This is a genomic window from Pseudomonas sp. CCI1.1 (assembly GCF_034348165.1).
In the GTDB taxonomy this organism is placed as follows: domain Bacteria; phylum Pseudomonadota; class Gammaproteobacteria; order Pseudomonadales; family Pseudomonadaceae; genus Aquipseudomonas; species Aquipseudomonas paracarnis.
This window is the reverse complement of record NZ_CP133780.1, coordinates 1-21,553: the sequence shown is the minus strand read 5'-3', so window position 1 is coordinate 21,553 and position 21,553 is coordinate 1. Positions and strand designations below refer to the sequence as shown.

The following is a 21,553-nucleotide window of genomic DNA, read 5'->3' as shown; positions in this document are numbered from 1 at the left end:
CTCAGCCCTCCTTGACTGGGGTGGCGGGCGCGGTTTGGCCGCTGTCTTTCAAGGCTTTGGTGACCTCGGGCGGCATGTATTTTTCATCGTGCTTGGCCAGCACTTCGTCAGCCACCACCACGCCGTCGGCGTTGAGCTTGCCCAGGGCGACAATGCCCTGGCCTTCACGGAACAGGTCCGGGAGGATGCCGCGATAGGTGATGGTCACAGCCTTGTTGAAATCGGTGACCACGAAGGTCACGTCCAACGAATCGCCGGAACGCTTCAACGAGCCCTGCTCCACCATGCCGCCAGCGCGGATGCGCGTATCGACCGGTGCCTCGCCATTGGCGATCTGGGTGGGCGTGTAGAACAGGTTGATGTTCTGCTGCAGGGCGCTCAGGGCCAGGGTCACGGCAATGCCGACGCCGGCCAGGATGGCAAGGATGATCAACAGACGCTTTCTACGCAGCGGATTCACTTTTCGGTCTCCCGGCGCAGACGTCGCGCCTCTTGTTGCAGGTAACGCTTGCGGGCCAGGATCGGCGCGGCGACGTTGAGGGCCAGCACCGCCAGGCAGATGCCATAGGCCGTCCAGACATACAGGCCGTGGTGGCCCATGGCGAGAAAATCACTGAAAGAAGCAAAACTCATCCACGTGCTCCCAGGCAGCTTTGCACTTCGGCCTTTACCCAACTGGTACGGGCTTCACGCTTGAGCACTTCAAGGCGCATGCGCAGCAGCAGTACGGCGCCGAAGAAACAGTAGAAACCCAGCACCATCAGCAGCAACGGCGCCCACATTTCCACGGGCATCGCCGGTTTTTCGGTGAGGGTGAAGGTGGCGCCCTGGTGCAGGGTGTTCCACCACTCCACCGAGTACTTGATGATCGGGATGTTGATCACGCCGACAATCGCCAGCACCGCGCAAGCCTTGGCGGCGCTGTCGCGGTTGCTGATGGCGTTGCCCAGGGCGATCAGGCCGAAATACAGGAACAGCAGGATCAGCATCGAGGTCAGGCGCGCATCCCACACCCACCATGAGCCCCAGGTCGGCTTGCCCCAGATCGCACCGGTCACCAGCGCCACGGCGGTCATCCACGCACCGATGGGCGCGGCGCATTGCAGGGCTACATCGGCCAGCTTCATCTTCCATACCAGGCCGACGATGCCGCACACCGCCAGCATCACGTAGCAGGACTGTGCCAGCATCGCGGCAGGCACGTGGATATAGATGATGCGAAAGCTGTTGCCTTGCTGATAGTCCGGCGGCGCAAAGGCCAGGCCCCAGACCAGGCCGATGCCGATCAGCAGGATGGCGGCGATACTCAACCACGGCAGCAGCTTGCCGCTGATGCCATAAAACCATTTGGGCGAGCCGAGCTTGTGAAACCAGGTCCAGTTCATTGCTGTTTCCATCACGGTGCTTTTCGTCGTGGCGAAAAGCTCAGGGTCTTTACTGACTCAGCGTTATTGACGCCGGGTCAGACCTCATTATTCACCGACGCTGATTTTCAGGCCGGCGGCTATAGCAAAGGGTGTCAGGGTTACCGCCAGGGCGGTCAGGCTACCCAGCCACAAGAGGTAACCGGTCGCCGGCATCCCCATAAGCGCGGCTTGCAAAGCGCCGCTGCCCAGGATCAACACCGGGATATACAAAGGCAGAATCAACAGGGCCAGCAACAGGCCGCCCCGTTTCAAGCCGACGGTCAACGCTGCGCCCACCGCCCCCAACAGGCTGAGCACCGGCGTGCCGAGTAACAAGGACAGGAGCAACACCGGCAGGCATTCAACGGGCAACCCGAGCATCATGGCAAGCAGTGGCGAGAGCAAGACTAGCGCCAAGCCGGAAAAAACCCAGTGTGCCAGCACCTTGGCCAGTACCAGAAGTGGCAAAGGGTGCGACGAAAGGACCCACTGTTCCAGGGAACCGTCTTCGAAATCACTGCGAAACAGCCCGTCCAGCGAGAGCAGAACCGATAAAAGTGCGGCGACCCACACCAGTCCTGGGGACAAGGTTTGCAACAGTTTAGTCTCCGGGCCAACCGCCAGCGGGAACAGCGCGATCACGATGGCAAAGAACACCAGCGGGTTGGCCAGTTCGGCGGGGCGACGGCACAACAGCCGGGCTTCGCGGGCGACCAACAGGGCGAACACACTCATAGCGACCACCGCCCAAGGTCCAGCTCACGGTAGCCAGCGGGCATACGCGCCAAGGTGTGGTGGGTGGTGAGCACCACCAGGCCACCTTGCTCGCAGTGCTGGGCCAGATGTGCTTCGAGTTGAGCCACGCCTTGTTTGTCGAGGGCCGTGAAAGGTTCGTCGAGAATCCACAACGGCGGGCCGGGCAAGTACAAGCGGGCCAGGGCCACGCGGCGCTGCTGGCCGGCGGACAGGGTGTGGCAGGGGACGTCCTCAAAGCCCTTGAGGCCCACCGCGGCCAGGGCCTGCCAGATGGCGTCACGGGAAGCAGGATGATGCAGGGCGCTGAGCCAACTGAGGTTTTCTTCAGCGGTGAGTACGTCCTTGATGCCAGCGGCGTGGCCGATCCAGACCAGGTTGCGCGCAAGCTCGCTACGCTGCTCGTGCAACGGTTTGCCGTTGAGCCGCACCACGCCGGCCGTCGGCTGCATCAACCCGGCCAGCAGGCGCAGCAGGCTGGTCTTGCCGCTGCCATTGGGGCCACTGATTTGCACCATGTCGCCCCCCGAAAGCCGCAGGTCGAGTTGCTCGAACAGCAGGCGCAGGTCGCGTTCACAGGCAAGCGCTACGGCTTCAAGAAGAGGGCTGGTCAAAAGATCGCGGGCCTTTACGGTTCAAGTCGGCGGTGCAGCGGCCGTTATAGTGAGATGCACAATAACGACTTTGGCGACCGATTTTAGAGAGCTGGATCAAATAGTTGTGAGGTTTTTACCGCTCTCTTTGCAGACGGACGGCATTATACATGCGATGTCCTACTCTAAAGAGGGCAATTTCCCCAGAGACGATGCGCACGATGACCGGCGAGATCAACCTTCCTCCACTGCCGCCAACCTCCGCACCCGGGCCCACTCCGCTGCCTGGGGCCGGCGCGTTGCTCAAACTGCTGGAGCCGCAGGCCGGGTTGATCGACCCGGGGAAAACCGTGAACGCCGAGGTCATCGCGCTTAAACAAGGCGGCGAGGCCTTTCAGTTATTGCTCAAACTGACCCTCGCCGGCGGTCGCCAGACGCTGGTGCAAGCCAGCAGCGCCCAGCCCTTGCCCCTGGGCAGCAATGTGGCGGTGAGCCAGACGCCTGCGGGCAACCTGGCCATTACCTTGCAGCAAGCCATGAGTGCCAACGTGGCCGCCCTCACCCGCCTCGACACTAACCAAATACCGGTGGGTACGTTATTGCAGGCCAAGGTGCTGACCACGCAGATGCTGCCCCAGGGCACGGCGCAACCGGCGATCTATCGCTCGCTGGTGAGTGTGCTCAATAACGCCCTGGCCGGTGCCACCCTCACCCTGGAAAGCCCTCAACCGCTGAGGGTGGGCAGCTTGCTCAGCGCCGTGGTGCAGAACGCGCAGACCCTGAACTTCGTACCGCTAAGCGGCCTGAAGGACCAACTGGCCGTGACGCAGCAACTTGCCACTCAGCAAAGTCGCCAAGGCTCGCTGGATGCGGTGTTCACCGCCTTGCAAAACCTGCCCCGTGGCGACAGCACATCGGCCGAGCTGCGGGCCGCCGCCGAGCGCTTGCTGGCGGCGTTGCCCGATCTGGCACAGGTCAGCAACCCCAAGATACTGGCCCAGGTGGTGCAGAACAGCGGCGCCTTTCTGGAAGCCAAATTGCTTGCCGGGCAGAACCCGCAAATCCCACCGCTGGACATGAAAGGCGCGCTGTTACGCCTGGTCGCAGACCTTTTGCCCGCCTTGCCTGCCAGTACCAACCTGAATGCGATCCTCGCCGCCAATACCCTGGCCCAGGTGTTGCCGCACTTCGTGCGCAGCCCGTTGAACACCCTCGGCCAGGTCGGCGCCCGGCAGATACCCGCCGGCTTCCCGCTGCCCGAGCGGCTCATGGCAAAACTGGAAGGTGAAGGCGACTTGGAAAGCCTGCTACGCCTGGCCGCCGGGGCGATCTCGCGCTTGCAGAGCCATCAACTGTCGAGCCTGGAACAGACCGGCATCACCGCCGATGGCCGCCTGCAAACGACCTGGCAGTTGGAGATCCCCATGCGCACCCTGCAAGACATTGTGCCGTTGCAGGTCAAGTTCCAACGCGAGGAGCCCGCGCCAGACAAGGACCAGCCCGAGCGCAAGGATAAAAAAGACCCGAAACAGATGCTCTGGCGCGTAGAACTGGCCTTCGACATGGAGCCGCTGGGGCCACTGCAGGTTCAGGCGCAGTTGTCTCAAGGCAAACTGTCCAGTCAGCTGTGGGCCAGCCGCCCATTCACCGCCAGCCTGATCGAAAGCCATTTGGGCAGCCTGCGCGAGCGCCTGGTGTCATCCGGGCTTAACGTCGGCGACCTGGATTGCCATCTGGGCACCCCGCCCCGTGGGCCAAAAACCGGACTGGAGCAACGCTGGGTGGATGAAACCGCATGAAAAACGCCGCCCCACCCCGCCAGGCCATCGCCCTCAAGTACGACGGCCAACAGGCCCCCACCCTGACGGCCAAAGGCGACGACGCCCTGGCCGAAGCCATCCTCAAATTGGCACGGGAGAATGAAGTACCGATCTATGAAAACGCCGAGTTGGTGAAGCTGCTGGCGCGCATGGAACTGGGGGACAGCATTCCGGAAGAGTTGTACCGCACGATTGCCGAGATCATTGCGTTTGCCTGGACGTTGAAGGGCAAGTTCCCGGCCGGCTACGACCCGGAAGCAGGGCCAGTAGAGCGGGATGTCACTGAGCAGGGTAACGATTACTGATTGCTCATGAGCTCCCCACACATCCAACTGTGGGAGCTGGCTTGCCTGCTCCCACATTTTTGATCTGTGTTCAGTTCAGGACTTCGCTCAAAGGAATGAAGTTGACCCGGTCGCCGATGGCCAGCGTGGTGCCTTCCACTACCTCCACAAAGCCTTCAGCCCACGCCGCACTGCGCAGCACCCCGGAGCTTTGGTTGCGGTAGATGATCGCCTTGCCCTGTTCGATCCGCCCGCGCAGGTACTCGCGGCGGTTGCCGGGCTTGGGCCAGACGAACCCTGCCGGCACTTCGAAGCGCAGCGGCTGCACCTGCAGCACACCTTGACGGCGCAGCAGATACGGGCGCGCCAACAGCGCAAAGGTCACCAGGGTCGAGGCCGGGTTTCCCGGCAGGCCGATCACCGGCACGCCACGAAAATGCCCGAAGGTCAGCGGCTTGCCCGGTTTGATCGCCAGTTTCCACAGCGCCAGCTCACCCTCTTCCCGCAAGGCAATGCCAAGGAAGTCCGCTTCGCCCACCGACACACCGCCGGTCGAGAGGATCAGGTCAACGCTGCCCAGCCCCGCCAGGCGCGCGCGGGTCTGTTCCAGATCATCCGGTAGAATCCCGGCATCAATCACTTCGCAGCCCATGCGCCCAAGCCAACTGCACAGCACGCGGCGGTTGCTGTTGTAGATCTGCCCAGGGCCGAGCGGCAACCCTGGCTCAATCAGTTCATCGCCGGTCGACAACACGGCCACGCGCACGCGCCGCACCACCTCGAGTCGATCACGTCCAAGAGACGCGGCCAAACCGAGTTCGATAGGGCCCAGGCGGGTACCGGCACTGAGTACGGTCTCGCCGACCGTGGTCTCTTGGCCCTGAGGCCGGATGTTGTCGCCCATCTGCAATGGCTCGGTGAAACTCACGCGCTGGTCGGCATGCACCACGGCGTTTTCCTGCATTTGCACGCAGTCAGCGCCTTGGGGCACCGGCGCGCCGGTAAAGATGCGTGCGCAGGTGCCGGCCGCCAAGGGTTCAGGGGCAGTGCCGGCGAAAATCCGCTGGCTCACCACCAAGGGTTCGCCGGTCCAGTCCGCCAGGCGCACGGCGTAGCCGTCCATGGCACTGTTGGGCCACGGTGGCAGGTCGAGTGTGGAGATCAGATCCTGGGCCAATACCCGGCCATCACACTCAGCCAGGGACAGTACTTCCTCCTCGCGGATCGGCGCGGCGGCGGCCATGTCGAGCAAACGTTGCAGGGCTGCCTCCACCGGCATCAGGGCGCCGGTCTTGCCGGGCTTATCCACGGGATTCACAAGGTTCTGCCTGCTTCAGATGCGGGACGAAGTTGCACGGACGGTGACGGTTATCCAACTGCTCGGCGAGGATGCCGTCCCAACCGGTGCGCACGGCATTGGTGGAGCCTGGCAGGCAGCACACCAGGGTGCCGTTGGCCAACCCCGCCAAGGCGCGCGATTGTACGGTGGAGGTGCCGATATCGGCCACGGATATCTGGCGGAACAGCTCGCCAAAACCATCGACCTGCTTGTCGAGCAGGCAGCTCACTGCTTCAGGGGTACTGTCGCGACCGGTGAAGCCGGTGCCGCCGGTAATCAGCACCACCTGCACCACGTCTTCAGCGATCCAGTGGGCCACCTGGGCGCGAATCTTGTAGAGGTCGTCCTTGAGCAGCACGCGCTCGGCCAGGCGGTGGCCGGCGGCGGTGAGGCGGTCGACGAAGACCTGGCCGGAGGTGTCAGTCTCCAGGGTGCGGGTGTCGCTGACGGTCAATACAGCAATATTCAGGGGTACAAAGGGCGCATCGGCCTTGGCTTTCATGGCACGGTCCGGTTGTCGAAGGAACAGCCCGGTGTTATATCACAGGCCCCTGTTTCCCTGCCGCAGCGCAACCACCATGACGTTTGAATTTTCCTCACTGCCGTGTTCGATCCTATTGCTCGCCGGTGGTCGCGGCCAACGCATGGGCGGCCAGGACAAAGGGCTGCTGGAATGGCAAGGCCAGCCCTTGATCGCCCACCTGCACCAGTTGGCCCGGCCGCTCACCGATGACCTGATCATCTCGTGCAACCGCAACCATGAACGCTACGCGCCCTATGCCGACCAGCAGGTGAGTGACGACAACCCGGACTTCCCCGGCCCGCTGGCCGGTATCCGTGCCGGACTCTTCGCCGCACGCCATGCGCATCTGCTGATATTGCCTTGCGATGTGCCGCAGGTCGATGCGCGACTGCTGGCCGACCTGCGTGCGACCGCACGACGCAACCCGCAGATACCGGTGATGGTGCGCCAGGGTGAATGCTGGGAACCCTTGCTGTGCATCATTCCCACAAGCCTGAAAAACCAGGTGGAAGAGGCATGGCAAGCGGGTGAGCGCAGCCCGCGCAAGCTCTGGCTGCAACTGGGCGCGGTGGCCGTGGAATGCCCGGCCGATGACCCACGCCTGGCCAATCTTAATACGCCCGAGCTGTTGCACCCCGGGGCTGGCATGTCAGAATGAACCCTGCACAAGGAACTTTGCCGGCGTCCCGTACGTCACAAGGTCAGCAATTTAAAAGTATTCTCTCGGAGACAAACTCATGACTCAACGGACCATCGCCGCTCTCATGCTTGCACTGGGCCTCGCCACCCTCGCCGGTTGCGCCTCGCCAACAGTGATCACCCTGAATGACGGTCGCGAAATCCAGGCCGTCGACACCCCGAAATACGATGAAGATTCGGGCTTCTACGAATTCGAACAACTGGACGGCAAGCACACCCGTATCAACAAAGATCAGGTTCGCACCGTTAAAGACCTGTAAGCCTTAACGCTTGCACACAAGGCCCGCCTAGCGCGGGCCTTGTTGTTCCTGGGGTTTACCAGTCCAGGGTGATCTGGCTGCGGAAGCTGCGTTGTTCACCGCTCACCGGGTCGATAAAGCGCACGCCCTGGGCCAGCAGCTTAAGTGGCTTGGCGTAATCGTCCTCGGCATCCTTGATTACTTCGGGGTAAAACGGGTCATTACAGATGCTTGCCCCCAGCGCCGTCATATGCACGCGCAGCTGGTGCTTCTTACCGGTCACCGGGAACAGGCCGTAGCGCCATAGATCAGCGTTTTTCTCGCGCACTTCTACCGCCGTCTCGGTGTTGCTGGCCCCCGGCCCTTCCTGCATGCGAAAGAAAGGCTCGCCATCCACCAAACGGCTTTTGTGCACCAACGGGAAGCTGAGGTGCGGCAAGGCCGGTGCGATGGCTTCGTAGAATTTGTCGATACGCCGTGTGGGAAACAATTGCTGATAGGCCGAACGGCTGTGCGGGTTGGCGGAGAACAGCACCAACCCCGCCGTATGCCGGTCGATGCGGTGCAGAGGCACCAGGGCGGGATTGTCCAGGCGCCGGATCAAGCGTCGCAACAAGGTGTGCTCGACGTACTCGCCAGCGGGTGTCACTGGCAGGAAATGCGGTTTGTCCGCCACCACCAGGTGTTCATCGGCGTACAGGATGTTTTCCTGCACCGGAATCACTTTCTCGTTGAGCACTTCGCGAAAGTAATAGATGCACAGGCCTTCCTTGTAGCCCAGGCCCAGGCTGATCGGGTTGCCATTGACATCCAGCACCCGGCCGCGGGCAATGCGGTCCAGCCACTGTTCGCGGCCAATGGCCGGGAAGTGTGCGCACAGGCAATCGAGCACCGTCACCCAGGAGCCCGGCGGCAAGTACAGGGTGCTGGCTTGGTGCTGGGAGGGGGAAAAAACCAAAGTGGACATGCCGACGCTCAAAGCCTGGAAAACAGGCGGGCATTATCGCCCATGGCGCGCGATTGCCTAGGGCCTATCTCAGGCCTTGGCCAGTTGAGCCCGCAGCACCGGCGAGGCGCTCGCCGCCTCGGTGAATTCCTTGAGCCAGCGCAGCACGTCCACCGCTTCCCAACGGCCTGGGTCATACAGCGCGTAGAGCAAGCCCTGATAACCCACCACATCCAGCTGCTTGTGATAACCGGCGCGCTGGAACAGCGCCTCGATTTCCGCGAAGCAGGTGTTGAAATGCACTTTGTTAAACGGCGTCTTGCCTTCCGTGACCAAGCCATCGAGGCGCAGTTCGTTCACCGCGTCACGCACCACATCGGCGGACATGCGATTGACGCTGCTTTTAAGTTGTTCAACATTCACCACGGGCGTTCCCTCTATTCAATCGCTGTACGAATATACAGTAACTGAATATTTGAAAAGCCGCCATCGCATAAATCTCAGCGCAGGAAGGCAACCACCTGCTCGGTGTCGAACGGCCAGTCCAGTTCCGCCCCGGTGTCCGTGCGGCGAAGCACCGGAATCCGTAGGCCGTAGACGTCTGTCAGGTCCTGCGGATCGGTGATATCCACCAACTCCACCAACAGCCCGTGTTCGACGAGCGGCATGACTTCGGCTTCGGCGATCTCACACAAATGGCAACCCAGGGTGCCGAACAGCTGGCATTCAGGAAGCATGATGAAAGGACTCGGTCACAAAACGAATCTCCATTCTAAGCCCAACAAGCCCCTTGTAGGAGCGAGCTTGCTCGCTCCTACGGTGCAAAAAGCCTGACCCAGATCACCATGGCCTATAACTGATTCAGCGATTCTCGCGGCTTTTTGCCGCTCACCCTGCAACGGAGATGCCTGTGTTCGCCAACCTGCTGATTATTCTGGCTTCATCCCTGGTGGTGATTGCGTTGTTTCGCCGGCTGCAGTTGCCTCCCGTGCTGGGCTACCTGTGCGTGGGCCTGGCAGTGGGGCCCACCGCGCTGGACTGGGTCAATGACAACGAAGACCTGCCGGACCTGGCCGAGATGGGCGTGGTGTTCCTGCTGTTTTCCCTGGGGCTTGAGTTTTCCCTGTCGAAAATGTTGGCGCTGCGCAGCGTGGTATTTGGCCTGGGCAGCCTGCAGGTGCTGGGGTGCGGGGCATTGCTGGGCGTTTTGTTGATGAGCTTAGGCCTCGCGCCTGGCATCGCGTTATTGCTGGGCGCAGGGCTGGCGTTATCGTCCACGGCCATTGTCAGCAAGGAATTGACCAGCCTCGGGGAAATCTTCAGCAGTCATGGCCAGAATGCGATAGGCGTGTTGCTGTTCCAGGATGTCGTGGCGGTGTTGCTGCTGACACTGGTGCCGGTGTTTGCCGGCAGCAGCGACCACGCCTGGTACTGGGCGCTGCCGTTGACGCTGGCTAAGACCGTGGTGCTGTTCGTGGGCCTGTTGTTCGCCAGCCGCTGGTTGCTGCCGCGCCTGTTCCGTGAAGTCGCCGCGTCTCATTCGGCGGAGCTGTTTGTGCTGCTGGCGCTGGTGATTGTCTTGCTCACCGCCTGGCTCACCCACCTGCTGGGCCTGTCCCCTGCCCTCGGCGCGTTCCTGGCCGGCATGCTGCTGGGCGAGAGCCATTACCGACACCAGATCGAAGCCGATATCCGCCCGTTTCGCGACATCCTGCTGGGGCTGTTTTTTGTCAGCATCGGCATGCTCATCGATCTGCAGTTGTTCGTCAGCCACAGCCTGTTGATCCTCGGCCTGACGCTCACGTTGATGCTGGTCAAAGGCATGGTCGTCGCGGCGCTGGTCAAGTGGCGTGACAGCGACACCGAAACGGCCTGGCGCAGCGGCCTGGCACTGGCCCAGGGCGGCGAATTCTGTTTTGCGCTGATGGCGCAAATGCAGCAGAGCCGGTTGATTCCCGATGAGTTCAACGGCCTGCTACTGGCTGCCACCTTCTGCTCAATGCTGCTGACACCACTGCTGTTACGTGCGGCACCGGCCATCGCCCTGCGCCTGCATCGCAAGCCCAACCAACAAGTGCAACTGGAACACATCACCGCGCTCAACGCCCAACTGCATAGGCACGTGGTGATTTGCGGGTATGGCCGGGTAGGCCAGTCCATCGGGCGCTTTATGCGCCGCGAACAACAGGCGTTTATCGCCCTGGATGATGACCCCGAACGGGTGCAGGAAGCCGCCACCGAGGACAGCAGCGTGCATTACGGCGACTGCCGCCGTGGCGCTTTGCTCAGCGCCGTCGGCCTGGAACGGTCGCGGTTGGTGGTGATCGCGGTGGACAACAGCGATGTCGCGCTGGTGGTGCTCAAGGAGGCACGGCAGATCAACCCTGACGTGCCGATTTTGGTGCGCACCCGCGATGACAGCCAGTTGGCTGAGCTCAAGGCCGCGGGCGCCAGCGAAGTGGTGCCCGAGCTGTTGGAGTCGAGCCTGATGCTCGCCTCCCATGCCCTGATCCTGCTGGGTCTGCCGGACCAACAGGTGCAGGCGCGAGTGAACGAAGTACGGCGCAACCACTATCGCCTGCTGCACGGTTTCTACCCACCGGAACACACTGACGAAGACGCGCCGATCAGTCCTGACTGACCGCGCCGATTTTGTGAATCGACAGGTCTGCGCCGTAATACTCCTGCTCCTGGCTCAAGCGCAGCCCTTGCACACGCTTGATCACACCGTACACCAGCAAGCCGCCGCCAAACGCCACGGCCACGCCCAACCCGGTGCCGATCAACTGGCTGATCAGGCTCACGCCGCCCAGCCCACCGAGGGCGGCCTGCCCGAAAATACCGCAGGCAATGCCGCCCCACACACCGCACAAGCCATGCAATGGCCACACGCCCAGCACGTCATCGATCTTCCAGCGCGACTGGGCAGCGATAAAACACCATACGAACAAGCCACCAGCCACCACGCCCGTGACCAGCGCGCCCACCGGGTGCATCAGGTCGGAACCGGCGCAGATTGCCACCAACCCGGCCAAAGGACCGTTGTGCAGAAACCCAGGATCGTTACGGCCAATTACCAGAGCAGCCACGGTGCCGCCGACCATGGCCATCAGCGAATTGACGGCCACCAGGCCACTGACGCCATTGAGGGTTTGGGCGCTCATCACGTTAAAGCCGAACCAGCCCACGATCAAAATCCACGAGCCCAGCGCCAGGAAAGGAATGCTCGACGGCGCGAACGCCACCAGACGCCCTTCACGATAACGCCCATTGCGCGGTCCCAGCAGCAACACCGCCGCCAGCGCCAGCCAGCCGCCCATGGCGTGAACCACCACGGAACCGGCAAAGTCGTGGAAGCTGGCACCAAAGGTTGCGAGCAGCCAGGCTTGCAGGCCAAGGTTGCCGTTCCACACCAGACCTTCGAAGAACGGGTAGATAAACGCCACGATCAACGCGGTGGCACACAGCTGCGGCGCAAACTTGGCACGCTCGGCAATCCCACCGGAAATGATCGCCGGAATCGCCGCGGCAAACGTCAGCAGGAAGAAAAACTTCACCAGGCCGTAGCCATGATCGGCGCTGATCACGGCGGCCGGTTGCAGGAAGCTCACACCGTAGGAGATCCAATAGCCTATAAAGAAATAGGCCAGCGTTGAAATCGCAAAATCACTGAGGATTTTCGACAAGGCGTTGACCTGGTTCTTCTGGCGCACCGTGCCAACCTCAAGGAAGGCAAAGCCGGCGTGCATGGCCAGCACCATGACCGCGCCAATCAGAATGAACAAGGTGTTGGAACTGTGGACGAGGGTGTCCACCGCGCTTTGCAAGTTTTCCATGGAGGTTGGCAGGCCTGCATCAAGGCAAAAAGCACCAAAGCGGTTCAAGCCAGGGTTTCGCGCACTAAATTGGCACCGCCGGCCTCGCCCATCTTCAGAGGGCGTGAACCGCTTTAGCGCAGCGATCAACACAACAGGCCGTTGCCGACAGGGTTTTTCCGCGAAGTTAAGTGATTTAGGGTAAGGTTTTTCAAGGTTTTCACCTCGACCGCCCGGATTCAGCGCAGGCTCCAGGGCCTACGCACCAAGGCAAAGCAAAAGCTGTACCACACAATTGCAGTGAACCTTCAGCGAACGCCGCGACTCGAAACCACACGTACAGATCAGCTACCCACGGAGATAACCATGGCCGGTAAAACAGCAAAGACTGCTCAAGAGATACTGATGGAGGATTTTCAAACCCTGGTCAGCGATACCGAAAAGCTGCTGGACGACACTGCCGTGCTGGCCGGTGACCAGGCTGACGAGCTGCGCACCAAGATCCATGAGAGCCTGCTCAAGGCCCGCCAGACCCTGCAACTGACCGAAGACTCATTGCGCGAGCGCGGCCAGGCGGCGATCACTGCCACTGAAGACTACGTGCAAGCCAACCCATGGCAGTCAGTCGGCATTGCTGCCGGCGTAGGTTTTTTGATCGGTCTATTGGCTACAAGGCGCTAACCATGTCTATCGGCGAATCCAGCTCATCCACGAGCGCACATTCCTCAGCAAGCGGTTCAACTTCCCGACGCCTGGGCGCAGCTGTGCTGGGCTTGCTGCACAGTCATGTCGAGTTGTTCGGCATTGAATTACAAGAGCAAAAGGCCCGTACCGTCAGCCTGTTGCTGTTTGCCGGCCTGGCATTGGTGTTTGCCCTGCTGTTGCTGGTGGGCTTGTCGACGCTGGTGATGATCCTGGTGTGGGACACGGGCTATCGCCTGACCGGCATCATCTGCCTCTGCGTGTTCTATAGCCTGGCCGCTGCGTTCTGCGGCGTGCGCTTGAAGGCGGCGGTATTCGATGAGTCCACGCCCTTCCATGCCACGCTCGAAGAACTGGCCAATGACCGGGAGCGCCTGCTGCCATGAGCATGACTGAGATCCCGCAAAATACGTCACGCCGGGAAATGCGCAAAGCCTTGATCCGCCTGCGCATGGAAATGCACCGCCAGGAAATCCGGCATGAGTCCCAACAACTCATGGCCCCCCTGCACAAAATGCGCAACATGCGCCACAACTGGCAGGACAGCCTGGGCATCAAGCACGCGCCGTTGTGGGGCGTGGCGGCGGTTACGCTGATGGGCTTCTTTACCGGCAAGGGCGCCAAGGGCGGCAGTATCAGCAGCATCACGCGCCTGGTGCGGCTGGGTGCCGGGTTGATCCCACTGATCAAGTTGGCCATGCAAGGCGCTTCGCGCAAAAGCTGACCTTCGAAAGCCAATGACCGCAACGACCAGACAACTGCTGGTCATTGCGGTTTTTTGCGCTGCCTGTTAATTGATACTGACGCGGCCGACCGCTGGATTCGCTTGCCCCATAAAGGCCGAACCGGGAAGCTGGCGCTGTCATTCACCCTACGGAGAGCCTCTGCCTTGGATTGGCCCACCCTGTTGACCCGCGAACGTCTTGGAAAACCCCTGCACAGCCCTGAAGAACTGGGCCGCAGTCCCTTTCACAAAGATCACGACCGCATTATTTTCTCTGGCGCGTTCCGGCGCCTGGGGCGCAAGACCCAAGTACACCCGGTGACGAGCAACGACCATATCCACACACGCTTGACCCACTCGCTGGAAGTCAGCTGCGTGGGGCGCTCCCTGGGCATGCGCGTAGGCGAAACCCTGCGCGGCGCCCTGCCCGACTGGTGCGACCCGAGCGACCTGGGCATGGTGGTGCAATCGGCCTGCCTGGCCCATGACATCGGCAACCCACCGTTCGGGCACTCTGGCGAAGACGCCATTCGCCACTGGTTCCAACAGGCCGCCGGGCGCGGCTGGCTGGATGACATGAGCAGCGCCGAACGCAATGACTTCCTTAACTTCGAAGGCAATGCCCAGGGTTTTCGGGTGCTCACCCAACTTGAATACCATCAGTTCGACGGCGGTACGCGGCTGACCTACGCCACCTTGGGCACTTACCTTAAATACCCCTGGACCGCCCGCCACGCCGACTCGCTGGGCTACAAGAAACACAAGTTTGGCTGTTACCAGAGCGAGCTGCCGATTCTTGAGCAAATCGCCCACAAGCTGGGGTTGCCTCAGTTGGAGGAACAACGTTGGGCGCGTCACCCGCTCGTGTATCTGATGGAGGCCGCCGACGACATCTGCTATGCGTTGATCGACCTGGAAGACGGCCTGGAAATGGAGTTGCTGGAGTACGCCGAAGTCGAGTCATTGCTGCTGGACCTGGTCGGCGATGATCTGCCACAAACCTATCGCCAACTGGGGCCAATGGACTCGCGCCGCCGCAAGCTGGCGATCCTGCGCGGCAAAGCCATCGAGCACCTGACCAACGCAGCGGCGCAGGCGTTCGTCGAACAACAGGACGCCCTGTTGGCCGGCACGCTGCCGGGGGATCTGGTGGAGCACATGCACGGCCCGGCAAAGCGCTGCGTGCTGGATGCCAAGGACATGGCGCGCAAGAAAATCTTCCAGGACAAGCGCAAGACGTTGCATGAAATCGGGGCCTACACCACCCTGGAAATCCTGCTGAACGCCTTCTGCGGCGCGGCCCTTGAACAACATGGCGGGCGCACCCCGTCGTTCAAGAACCGGCGCATTCTCGACCTGCTAGGCAATAGCGCGCCAGACCCCGCCTGGTCACTGCACGCCTCGTTCCTGCGGATGATCGACTTCATCGCCGGTATGACCGACAGCTACGCCACCGAAATGGCACGAGAAATGACCGGGCGCTCCGGCCCCCAATAACGACTTCATCAGGCAACCTGTTCCCTGAAGCGAATTGCCCTACGACGGGAACAGAGCGGCCTGATCGAATTCGTACAGACACTCGAAGAATAATCACGCGCGCTCCCAACGGACCAGCCGAGTCATTCCTACTGCCCCCATCGACGCTTGCCTTACTGTGTGCTCTTTATGCCCAGCTATTCTCTCCGTATTCTTTTGGTGGAGGATCACCCCTTTCAACTCCTGGCCACCCAATGCCTGCTCAGAAGTTTCGGCTTCGACCAACTGACCGCGGTGGAAAACGCCGAGCAGGCCATACGCGCGATGAGCCAGTCCGAACACCCTTTCGACCTGATGTTATGCGACCAATGCCTGCCAGACCTGCCTGGGCTTGAACTGGTGGAAATCGCCAGCCGCCGACGCTTCATCAGCAGTGCCATCCTGTTGAGCGGCTTACCTACGCCAGAACTGGTCAACCTGACGACACAAGCCGCGCAACGAAATCTCCCCCTGAATTCATAGAATAAGCGCAACGCTTGAAACGAGAGGCAGAGAGCCAGCCACCGGTAGAATCCAGGCTCTCACACCGAAGGATTCAAGCGCAGATGACTACGCATTACCGGCAGCTGACTCAGGGACAACGTTACCAGATTGAGGCTGGCTTGAGCGCCGCAGAGAGCCAGGCGAGCATTGCAAAGCGGGTCGGCGTGCATCCCTCGACGATCAGTCGCGAGGTTCGCCGCAACAGCACCCAGAATATCTACAAGGCTGTTTCTGCGGCCCATGAAAGTGATGCTCGTCGAGCGGGTGCGCGCAAGTTTTGCAAGCCGGCGACATGGCTCAGCCATCATCTCCCGGTGTGGCTCAAGCATGGCATGAGTCCGGAGCAGATCGCCCAGCGGTTGAAGCAGGAGCAGCCAAGCCGGGCGGTCAGCCATGAGTGGATTTATCGGTTCATTGCCGCCGAACAGCGCGCCGGTGGTGAGCTTTATACCTATCTGCGACATCGCCGAAAGCGCTACCGGAAACGCTATGGAAGCCACGATCGGCGCGGGCAGCTGCGTAATCGCGTGTCAATCAGTGAACGCCCAGCCGAGGTCGAAAGCCGCGAGCGCCTGGGGGACTGGGAGGGCGATACGGTACATGGACTGGGCGGTAACCTGGTGACCCTGGTTGATCGCAAAAGCGGCTATCTGAGCGCCTATCCGGTCAAGCGCAGAACGCGCCGGCAGGTAACGCGGGCGATCAATCTGATGCTTCAGGGCCATGCCGCTCACACGCTGACGCTGGATAACGGAAGGGAGTTTGCCGGGCATGAACGCATCGCGCTACGGAGCCAGTGCCAGGTCTTTTTTGCAGACCCCTATTCATCCTGGCAACGTGGCACCAATGAAAACACCAACGGTCTGCTCCGCCAGTATTTCCCCAAGGGCAGCGACTTCAGCAAGCTGACCGTCGAAGCCGTCAATCGGACAGTAGCGAGGATCAATCTACGCCCGCGCAAGCGCTTGGGCTGGAAGACGCCGTACGAAGTGCATACAGGGGTGAGCGTTGCACTTATGTGTTGAATTCAGGCCCCCTCCTTGGCTATTTGCCAAAACCTTTGAACAAAGATGATCTTGAAATATTAATCGGCTTAACTTTCGACCCCCTCATGTAGGATTTTAAACATTCCTTTCAACGAAAATAGATACGAGGCCCGCCGTAAATTCCCCAGCCTTGCGTCTTGTCATGATCGACCTCGAAACGCTCACATGCCTTGTCACGATTACCTAACAACTTGTAGGTCTATACCTTTTTAAATGTAGGAACTTTCCTGTTCTGCATCTACTCCTTGCGAGCTTCATACTGCGGACTCACCTTCTGAGCTAATGTGCCCGCTTTATCTGCACCTGCATGGAATGTGACTATGAACTCAGTTTTTATTATCGACGACCATCCCGTTATCCGGCTTGCCATTCGAATGTTGCTGGAACATGAAGGTTACAAAGTCGTCGGCGAAACAGATAACGGGTGCGATGCCATACAGATGGTGCGTGAATGCCTTCCAGACTTGGTGATTCTCGACATCAGCATCCCGAAACTTGATGGCCTTGAGGTGCTCTGCCGGTTCAACGCCATGAACACCTCGATGAAAACCCTGGTCCTCACGGCTCAATGTCCGACGTTGTTTGCCACGCGGTGCATGCGCTCGGGGGCAGAGGGCTATGTGTGCAAGGAGGGTGACCTGAGCGAGTTGCTGAGCGCCATCCGCGCGGTGCTATCCGGCTACAACTACTTCCCCAGCCAGGCCTTGAATGGCCCCGGAACGGAAGGCATGGATGCTCAGGAGCTGGAACTGTTCAAGACCGTCAACGACCGGGAGCTGATGGTGCTGCAACTGTTTGCACAAGGTCGCACTAACAAGGAAATCGCCAAAGGTATGTTCCTGAGTAACAAGACCGTCAGTACTTATAAGAAAAGATTAATGCAAAAACTCCAAGCCAAATCCTTGGTCGACCTCATCGAGTTGGCAAAACGAAACGCGCTAGTGTGAGAAAGCGGATGCCCAGGCGTATAAAGGACTATCTGATTATATTAAGTGCCGGTTTGTACTTCAGCACAACTGTGCTGGCAGAGCACCAAACCAGCCCGGAACGCTTCACCCTCTTGAGTCGTGCGGGAGCTGTACAACTGGACACTCATTTTGACAAGGCCCAGCGCCAGTGGCTGCATAACAAACGTGAACTAACGCTGGGTACATCCAGTCCTGACTACCCACCCTTTGACCTCACGTCCAGCGGACATGATTATGAAGGCCTTACCGCCGATTACGCGGGATTGCTGGCCAAGGCACTCTCCCTGCCCATCACTGTGATGCGCTACCCGTCCCGGGCGGCTGCCATTCGCGCCCTGGAAGCCGGGGAAATCGACTTGTTGGGCTCCTCCAACGGCTTTGAGGCTGCAACGCCGAATCTGATCCTCTCCGAACCCTATGCGGTAGACCAGCCAGTCCTGGTCACACGCGAGGGAGAAACCCGCAGCCTCAGTGAAGGCCTCGACGGGCTGCGCCTGAGCCTTGTCTATCACTACCTGCCGCTTAATGAGGTGGAAAAGCTGTACCCCAAGGCGATCATCCGCGCCTACCCCTCTTATCAGAATGCCTTGAATGCAGTGGCCTTCGACCAGGCGGATGTGTTTCTCGGTGACACCATTTCCACCCATTACATGATCAACAAGGGCTACCTCAAAAACATTCGCATGGCCAACTTCGGCAAGCATGAAGCTTATGGTTTCAGCTTTGCCACGCGTGAGGACAACCGGATGCTCTTGAGCATTGTCGATTCAGCGCTGGCTTCGGTGCCCATCAATGAACGGGAGAGCATCGCCAAGCGTTGGAGCGCCGGCAGCGATATCCTGCTGACCGACAAGAAACTGCAACTGACCCAGCGCGAAGAGCGTTGGCTCAAAGACCACCCGGTGGTGACGGTCATCGTCAACGAAACCTTCGCGCCACTGACATTTTTCGATGCGGACGGCAACTTTCGCGGGATCACCGCGGACCTGCTGGAATTGATCCGCCTGCGCACCGGCCTGCGTTTTTCGGTACAACGTGGGCGCGACGTCAACGCGATGATCGACCAGGTCGCGACCCAGAAAGTCGATATGATCGGGGCCATCGTTCCCAGCAACGAGCGAGACCCACAACTTAATTTCAGCCGCCCTTACCTCGAAAACTCCTATGTGCTGTTGACGCGCAAAGAGCCAGGAGCGCCGTCGAACATGGAGCAAATGGCCGGAAAGCGCCTGGCGATAACCCAGGGTAACCCCTTGGCCGCAACCTTGACCAAGGACTTTCCTGAGATTCACCTGGTGGAAACCAGTGATACATTCAGAGCATCCGAGCTGCTCGCACAGGGACAAGTAGATGGGGCCGTGAACACCCTGGTGATCGCCAACTACTTCCTGTCTTCCCAGGTTTTCCAGGACCGCCTGCAAATCAGCGCCAGCATCGGCACCACCCCCGCAACATTCACCCTGGCCACCTCGCGCCAAGCCACGGAGTTGAGCTCGATCCTCGACAAGGCCCTGCTGAGCATTGCCCCGGATGAAATGGGCGTGATCAACAGCCGCTGGCGGGGCTACACCGCCGCGTCCGACAGTTACTGGCGAAACTATCATCAGTTGATCGCGCGCATCATCATCGGCACCGGCCTGTTGCTGTTGATTTCCTTGGCCTGGAACGCCTACATGCGGCGCCAGATCAAGCATCGAAAAATGGCCGAACGCGCCCTCAACGATCAGTTCGAGTTCATGCGCGCGCTGGTCAATGAGACGCCGCATCCGATCTACGTGCGCGACCGCAATGGCCTGCTGCAGACCTGCAACGACAGCTACCTGCAGGTGTTCGACGTCAAGCGTGAAGACGTGATCGGCAAAAGCGTGACCCAGATGAGCATGGCCCTGGAGTCGGAGGCGGCCCAGTACCATGCTGACTATCTGCGCGTGGTGGCCGAGGGCAACCCGCTGATCCTCGATCGCAGCCTGCATATCCACGACAGGAAACTGACCATCTACCACTGGATCCTGCCTTACCGCGACTCCACGGGTGAAGTCCAAGGCATCATCGGTGGCTGGATCGATATCAGTGACCGACGCCAGCTATTCGATGAACTGCGCGCCGCCAAGGAGCGTGCCGACGAGGCCAATCGCGCCAAGAGCACGTTCCTGGCCACCATGAGCCACGAGATTCGCACCCCGATGAACGCAATCACCGGCGCAGATTGTAGAAAATAAAAAAATTGTACCTTGACGTGCCTTTTTTTGCAAAGCCGTATGCTTTGCCCTGCACAAAGTGCAGGGATAGCCGAAACGCTTTTAACCGCTTTTTGCTTTTGACTTACTGACGATAAACGAGCATATAATCTCTTAACTCACTACGAACAAACTCAGTTTCATAAGTGATTTTAAAATTTTCCCTATACTCTCCTGTAGTGCCAGGAGTTAGATCTCCCGTCATTGTTGTTTTGCTACATGTTTTAGTGTAAGAATTGAAGCGGTACTCAACAGATATTGCACTTGTCGAACCATATTTTTCGTAAGACTTGCCATTACAATCTTTATATGCCTGTGCATATTCGGCTTTAATTTCTTCCGCTTCTTTTGCAAGTTGCTCAACTCGTTGCTTTTCTTTTTCTTTGTTTATTACTGCTTCTTCGTGTGTAACTACAATCACTTTTCCCGATCCGTCTTTTGCCATTCCGTTTGTAAACGGTGGCAAAAAAGGATATTTAACGTTCAAAAGAAACATAAAAACGATAAGAAAAGGCAATATCAAAACATCAAATCCTCTTCCATTCATTGTTCTATTTCCTCATCTTGATTTTCTGCATTTAAGAAAAAATCCATTTCATCTTTTTCTAACTCTTTGAAAAGTTCTTCTGTTGTAAGATTTTTTGACTGTGCTACTAACTCAATCTTCTCTTCATCATCAACACATTTAACATTGAATTTTGCATCTTTTATATCTTTCATATCATTTGTAATTTCAAAACTCACACATAACTTTTGAAATTTCGCTCTATACTTATAAATTTCTTTCCAATCTCCTTTCCCGAAAATCTCGGGATTAATCATAAAAATTCCGCGATAATTTGTTGCTCTGATAATTTTATGTCTTTTTAATGTTGAGATATAATTATCAATTGTTTGTGCTTTATATCCAGTCTTTTCTGAAATTCTTTTCTTAACGCCGCTATTCAGCGTAATTTCATTATCGTATGTAACGTACTTTAATAGTTCGATTAGAAATTTATTTTCACCCCCGGAAAGGTCAAAAATTCGGCTCAAACCATCTATGTATAATTTAACGAAATTAGGCTCGCGTGGAACGCTCATTTCTTTGATGTTCGTTTCTTCTATGACATTACAAAATGAAAATAACTCAATCATGTTGTTGATTCACACACACACACACACACACACACACACACACACACACACACACACATATATATATATATATATATATATATATATATATATATATATATACACACACACATGTGTACTTGTTTTTTTTTTTTTACCTAGCTTTTATATACTTTTTTGCACATGTATCTATATACACACACACACACCCATTTTTTTTTTCTTTTTTTCTTTTTACCTGTTAACACTTTTGTATACCACTTTTGGCAAGAAAATGGCTTTGAAAAATCGTCAATGCATTTCAATCAATGTTAGATAGTACAA

25 protein-coding genes and 1 pseudogene are annotated in these 21,553 nt (G+C 58.5%); 13 read left to right on the top strand and 13 right to left on the bottom strand.

The genetic code is table 11. The features are described 5' to 3' along the window. Position 1: 1 nt before the first annotated feature. The 5 genes from ccmE to ccmA form a co-directional block, all read right to left on the bottom strand. On the bottom strand, positions 2 to 460 hold the full coding sequence (gene ccmE, locus RHM69_RS00130) for a cytochrome c maturation protein CcmE (protein WP_014717703.1): 459 nt from the start codon (positions 458 to 460) through the stop codon (positions 2 to 4). Further along, positions 457 to 633, bottom strand: a complete 177-nt coding sequence (ccmD, locus tag RHM69_RS00125) for a heme exporter protein CcmD (RefSeq protein WP_003172771.1) — start codon at positions 631 to 633, stop codon at positions 457 to 459. Before ccmD ends, ccmE begins: the two co-directional genes overlap by 4 nt. Then, on the bottom strand, positions 630 to 1,385 hold the full coding sequence (locus RHM69_RS00120) for a heme ABC transporter permease (RefSeq protein WP_014717702.1): 756 nt from the start codon (positions 1,383 to 1,385) through the stop codon (positions 630 to 632). Before RHM69_RS00120 ends, ccmD begins: the two co-directional genes overlap by 4 nt. 87 nt (positions 1,386 to 1,472) lie before the next feature. Next, the gene (gene ccmB / locus RHM69_RS00115) at positions 1,473 to 2,141 is read right to left on the bottom strand and encodes a heme exporter protein CcmB (RefSeq protein ID WP_014717701.1); all 669 of its coding nucleotides are present in this window, start codon (positions 2,139 to 2,141) and stop codon (positions 1,473 to 1,475) included. After that, a complete protein-coding gene (ccmA, locus tag RHM69_RS00110) occupies positions 2,138 to 2,773 on the bottom strand; it encodes a cytochrome c biogenesis heme-transporting ATPase CcmA (RefSeq protein WP_014717700.1) in 636 nt (211 codons plus the stop codon). Before ccmA ends, ccmB begins: the two co-directional genes overlap by 4 nt. A gap of 200 nt (positions 2,774 to 2,973) precedes the next feature. Between ccmA and RHM69_RS00105 the strand changes: the two genes are divergently transcribed. Further along, complete coding sequence (locus RHM69_RS00105; protein WP_014717699.1) at positions 2,974 to 4,551, top strand: flagellar hook-length control protein FliK; 1,578 nt, start codon at positions 2,974 to 2,976, stop codon at positions 4,549 to 4,551. Beyond that, a complete protein-coding gene (locus RHM69_RS00100) occupies positions 4,548 to 4,877 on the top strand; it encodes an EscU/YscU/HrcU family type III secretion system export apparatus switch protein (RefSeq protein WP_102666504.1) in 330 nt (109 codons plus the stop codon). Before RHM69_RS00105 ends, RHM69_RS00100 begins: the two co-directional genes overlap by 4 nt. A gap of 70 nt (positions 4,878 to 4,947) precedes the next feature. Here RHM69_RS00100 and glp read toward each other — a convergent pair whose 3' ends face one another. Beyond that, positions 4,948 to 6,174, bottom strand: coding sequence for a gephyrin-like molybdotransferase Glp (glp, locus tag RHM69_RS00095; RefSeq protein WP_073453039.1), 1,227 nt, complete (start codon positions 6,172 to 6,174; stop codon positions 4,948 to 4,950). Beyond that, a complete protein-coding gene (moaB, locus tag RHM69_RS00090) occupies positions 6,158 to 6,697 on the bottom strand; it encodes a molybdenum cofactor biosynthesis protein B (RefSeq protein WP_014717696.1) in 540 nt (179 codons plus the stop codon). The genes glp and moaB overlap by 17 nt, the downstream gene beginning before the upstream one ends. Positions 6,698 to 6,773: 76 nt before the next feature. Between moaB and mobA the strand changes: the two genes are divergently transcribed. After that, entirely contained in the window at positions 6,774 to 7,376 is a 603-nt protein-coding gene (mobA, locus tag RHM69_RS00085) for a molybdenum cofactor guanylyltransferase MobA (RefSeq protein WP_073453087.1), read from the top strand. A gap of 79 nt (positions 7,377 to 7,455) precedes the next feature. After that, positions 7,456 to 7,677, top strand: a complete 222-nt coding sequence (locus RHM69_RS00080; RefSeq protein ID WP_003189935.1) for a YgdI/YgdR family lipoprotein — start codon at positions 7,456 to 7,458, stop codon at positions 7,675 to 7,677. 55 nt (positions 7,678 to 7,732) lie between these two features. On the opposite strand, the gene RHM69_RS00075 is transcribed toward RHM69_RS00080, so the two are convergent. From RHM69_RS00075 to RHM69_RS00065, 3 genes are all read right to left on the bottom strand, one after another. Next, the gene (locus tag RHM69_RS00075; RefSeq protein WP_014717693.1) at positions 7,733 to 8,623 is read right to left on the bottom strand and encodes a pseudouridine synthase; all 891 of its coding nucleotides are present in this window, start codon (positions 8,621 to 8,623) and stop codon (positions 7,733 to 7,735) included. 69 nt (positions 8,624 to 8,692) lie between these two features. Further along, on the bottom strand, positions 8,693 to 9,028 hold the full coding sequence (locus RHM69_RS00070) for a hypothetical protein (RefSeq protein WP_003189932.1): 336 nt from the start codon (positions 9,026 to 9,028) through the stop codon (positions 8,693 to 8,695). Between the two features lie 74 nt (positions 9,029 to 9,102). After that, on the bottom strand, positions 9,103 to 9,339 hold the full coding sequence (locus RHM69_RS00065) for a glutaredoxin family protein (protein ID WP_014717692.1): 237 nt from the start codon (positions 9,337 to 9,339) through the stop codon (positions 9,103 to 9,105). 173 nt (positions 9,340 to 9,512) lie between these two features. Between RHM69_RS00065 and RHM69_RS00060 the strand changes: the two genes are divergently transcribed. Next, the gene (locus RHM69_RS00060) at positions 9,513 to 11,243 is read left to right on the top strand and encodes a cation:proton antiporter (protein WP_032903008.1); all 1,731 of its coding nucleotides are present in this window, start codon (positions 9,513 to 9,515) and stop codon (positions 11,241 to 11,243) included. On the opposite strand, the gene RHM69_RS00055 is transcribed toward RHM69_RS00060, so the two are convergent. Then, positions 11,230 to 12,438, bottom strand: a complete 1,209-nt coding sequence (locus RHM69_RS00055) for an ammonium transporter (protein ID WP_014717690.1) — start codon at positions 12,436 to 12,438, stop codon at positions 11,230 to 11,232. The genes RHM69_RS00060 and RHM69_RS00055 overlap by 14 nt on opposite strands. Before the next feature lie 345 nt (positions 12,439 to 12,783). Between RHM69_RS00055 and RHM69_RS00050 the strand changes: the two genes are divergently transcribed. The 8 genes and pseudogenes from RHM69_RS00050 to RHM69_RS00015 all read left to right on the top strand — a co-directional run. Continuing rightward, the gene (locus RHM69_RS00050) at positions 12,784 to 13,098 is read left to right on the top strand and encodes a DUF883 family protein (RefSeq protein ID WP_019820355.1); all 315 of its coding nucleotides are present in this window, start codon (positions 12,784 to 12,786) and stop codon (positions 13,096 to 13,098) included. A 2-nt stretch (positions 13,099 to 13,100) separates the two neighbouring features. Continuing rightward, entirely contained in the window at positions 13,101 to 13,505 is a 405-nt protein-coding gene (locus RHM69_RS00045) for a phage holin family protein (protein WP_005786473.1), read from the top strand. Next, complete coding sequence (locus RHM69_RS00040) at positions 13,502 to 13,843, top strand: hypothetical protein (protein WP_014717689.1); 342 nt, start codon at positions 13,502 to 13,504, stop codon at positions 13,841 to 13,843. Before RHM69_RS00045 ends, RHM69_RS00040 begins: the two co-directional genes overlap by 4 nt. Positions 13,844 to 14,008: 165 nt before the next feature. Further along, the gene (locus RHM69_RS00035) at positions 14,009 to 15,340 is read left to right on the top strand and encodes a deoxyguanosinetriphosphate triphosphohydrolase (protein ID WP_014717688.1); all 1,332 of its coding nucleotides are present in this window, start codon (positions 14,009 to 14,011) and stop codon (positions 15,338 to 15,340) included. Between the two features lie 168 nt (positions 15,341 to 15,508). Next, positions 15,509 to 15,841, top strand: coding sequence for a response regulator (locus RHM69_RS00030; protein ID WP_322255448.1), 333 nt, complete (start codon positions 15,509 to 15,511; stop codon positions 15,839 to 15,841). A gap of 83 nt (positions 15,842 to 15,924) precedes the next feature. After that, a complete protein-coding gene (locus RHM69_RS00025) occupies positions 15,925 to 16,887 on the top strand; it encodes an IS30-like element ISPpu17 family transposase (RefSeq protein ID WP_004577240.1) in 963 nt (320 codons plus the stop codon). 341 nt (positions 16,888 to 17,228) lie between these two features. Further along, complete coding sequence (locus RHM69_RS00020; RefSeq protein WP_014717686.1) at positions 17,229 to 17,855, top strand: response regulator transcription factor; 627 nt, start codon at positions 17,229 to 17,231, stop codon at positions 17,853 to 17,855. A gap of 8 nt (positions 17,856 to 17,863) precedes the next feature. Beyond that, positions 17,864 to 20,077: pseudogene (locus RHM69_RS00015) on the top strand (transporter substrate-binding domain-containing protein); the annotation flags it as partial. A 121-nt stretch (positions 20,078 to 20,198) separates the two neighbouring features. Here the strand turns inward: RHM69_RS00015 and RHM69_RS00010 are convergent. Together RHM69_RS00010 and RHM69_RS00005 are read right to left on the bottom strand one after the other, a co-directional pair. Continuing rightward, complete coding sequence (locus RHM69_RS00010) at positions 20,199 to 20,660, bottom strand: hypothetical protein (protein WP_282376610.1); 462 nt, start codon at positions 20,658 to 20,660, stop codon at positions 20,199 to 20,201. Then, the gene (locus RHM69_RS00005; protein ID WP_322255446.1) at positions 20,657 to 21,250 is read right to left on the bottom strand and encodes a replication/maintenance protein RepL; all 594 of its coding nucleotides are present in this window, start codon (positions 21,248 to 21,250) and stop codon (positions 20,657 to 20,659) included. Before RHM69_RS00005 ends, RHM69_RS00010 begins: the two co-directional genes overlap by 4 nt. Positions 21,251 to 21,553: the final 303 nt, after the last annotated feature.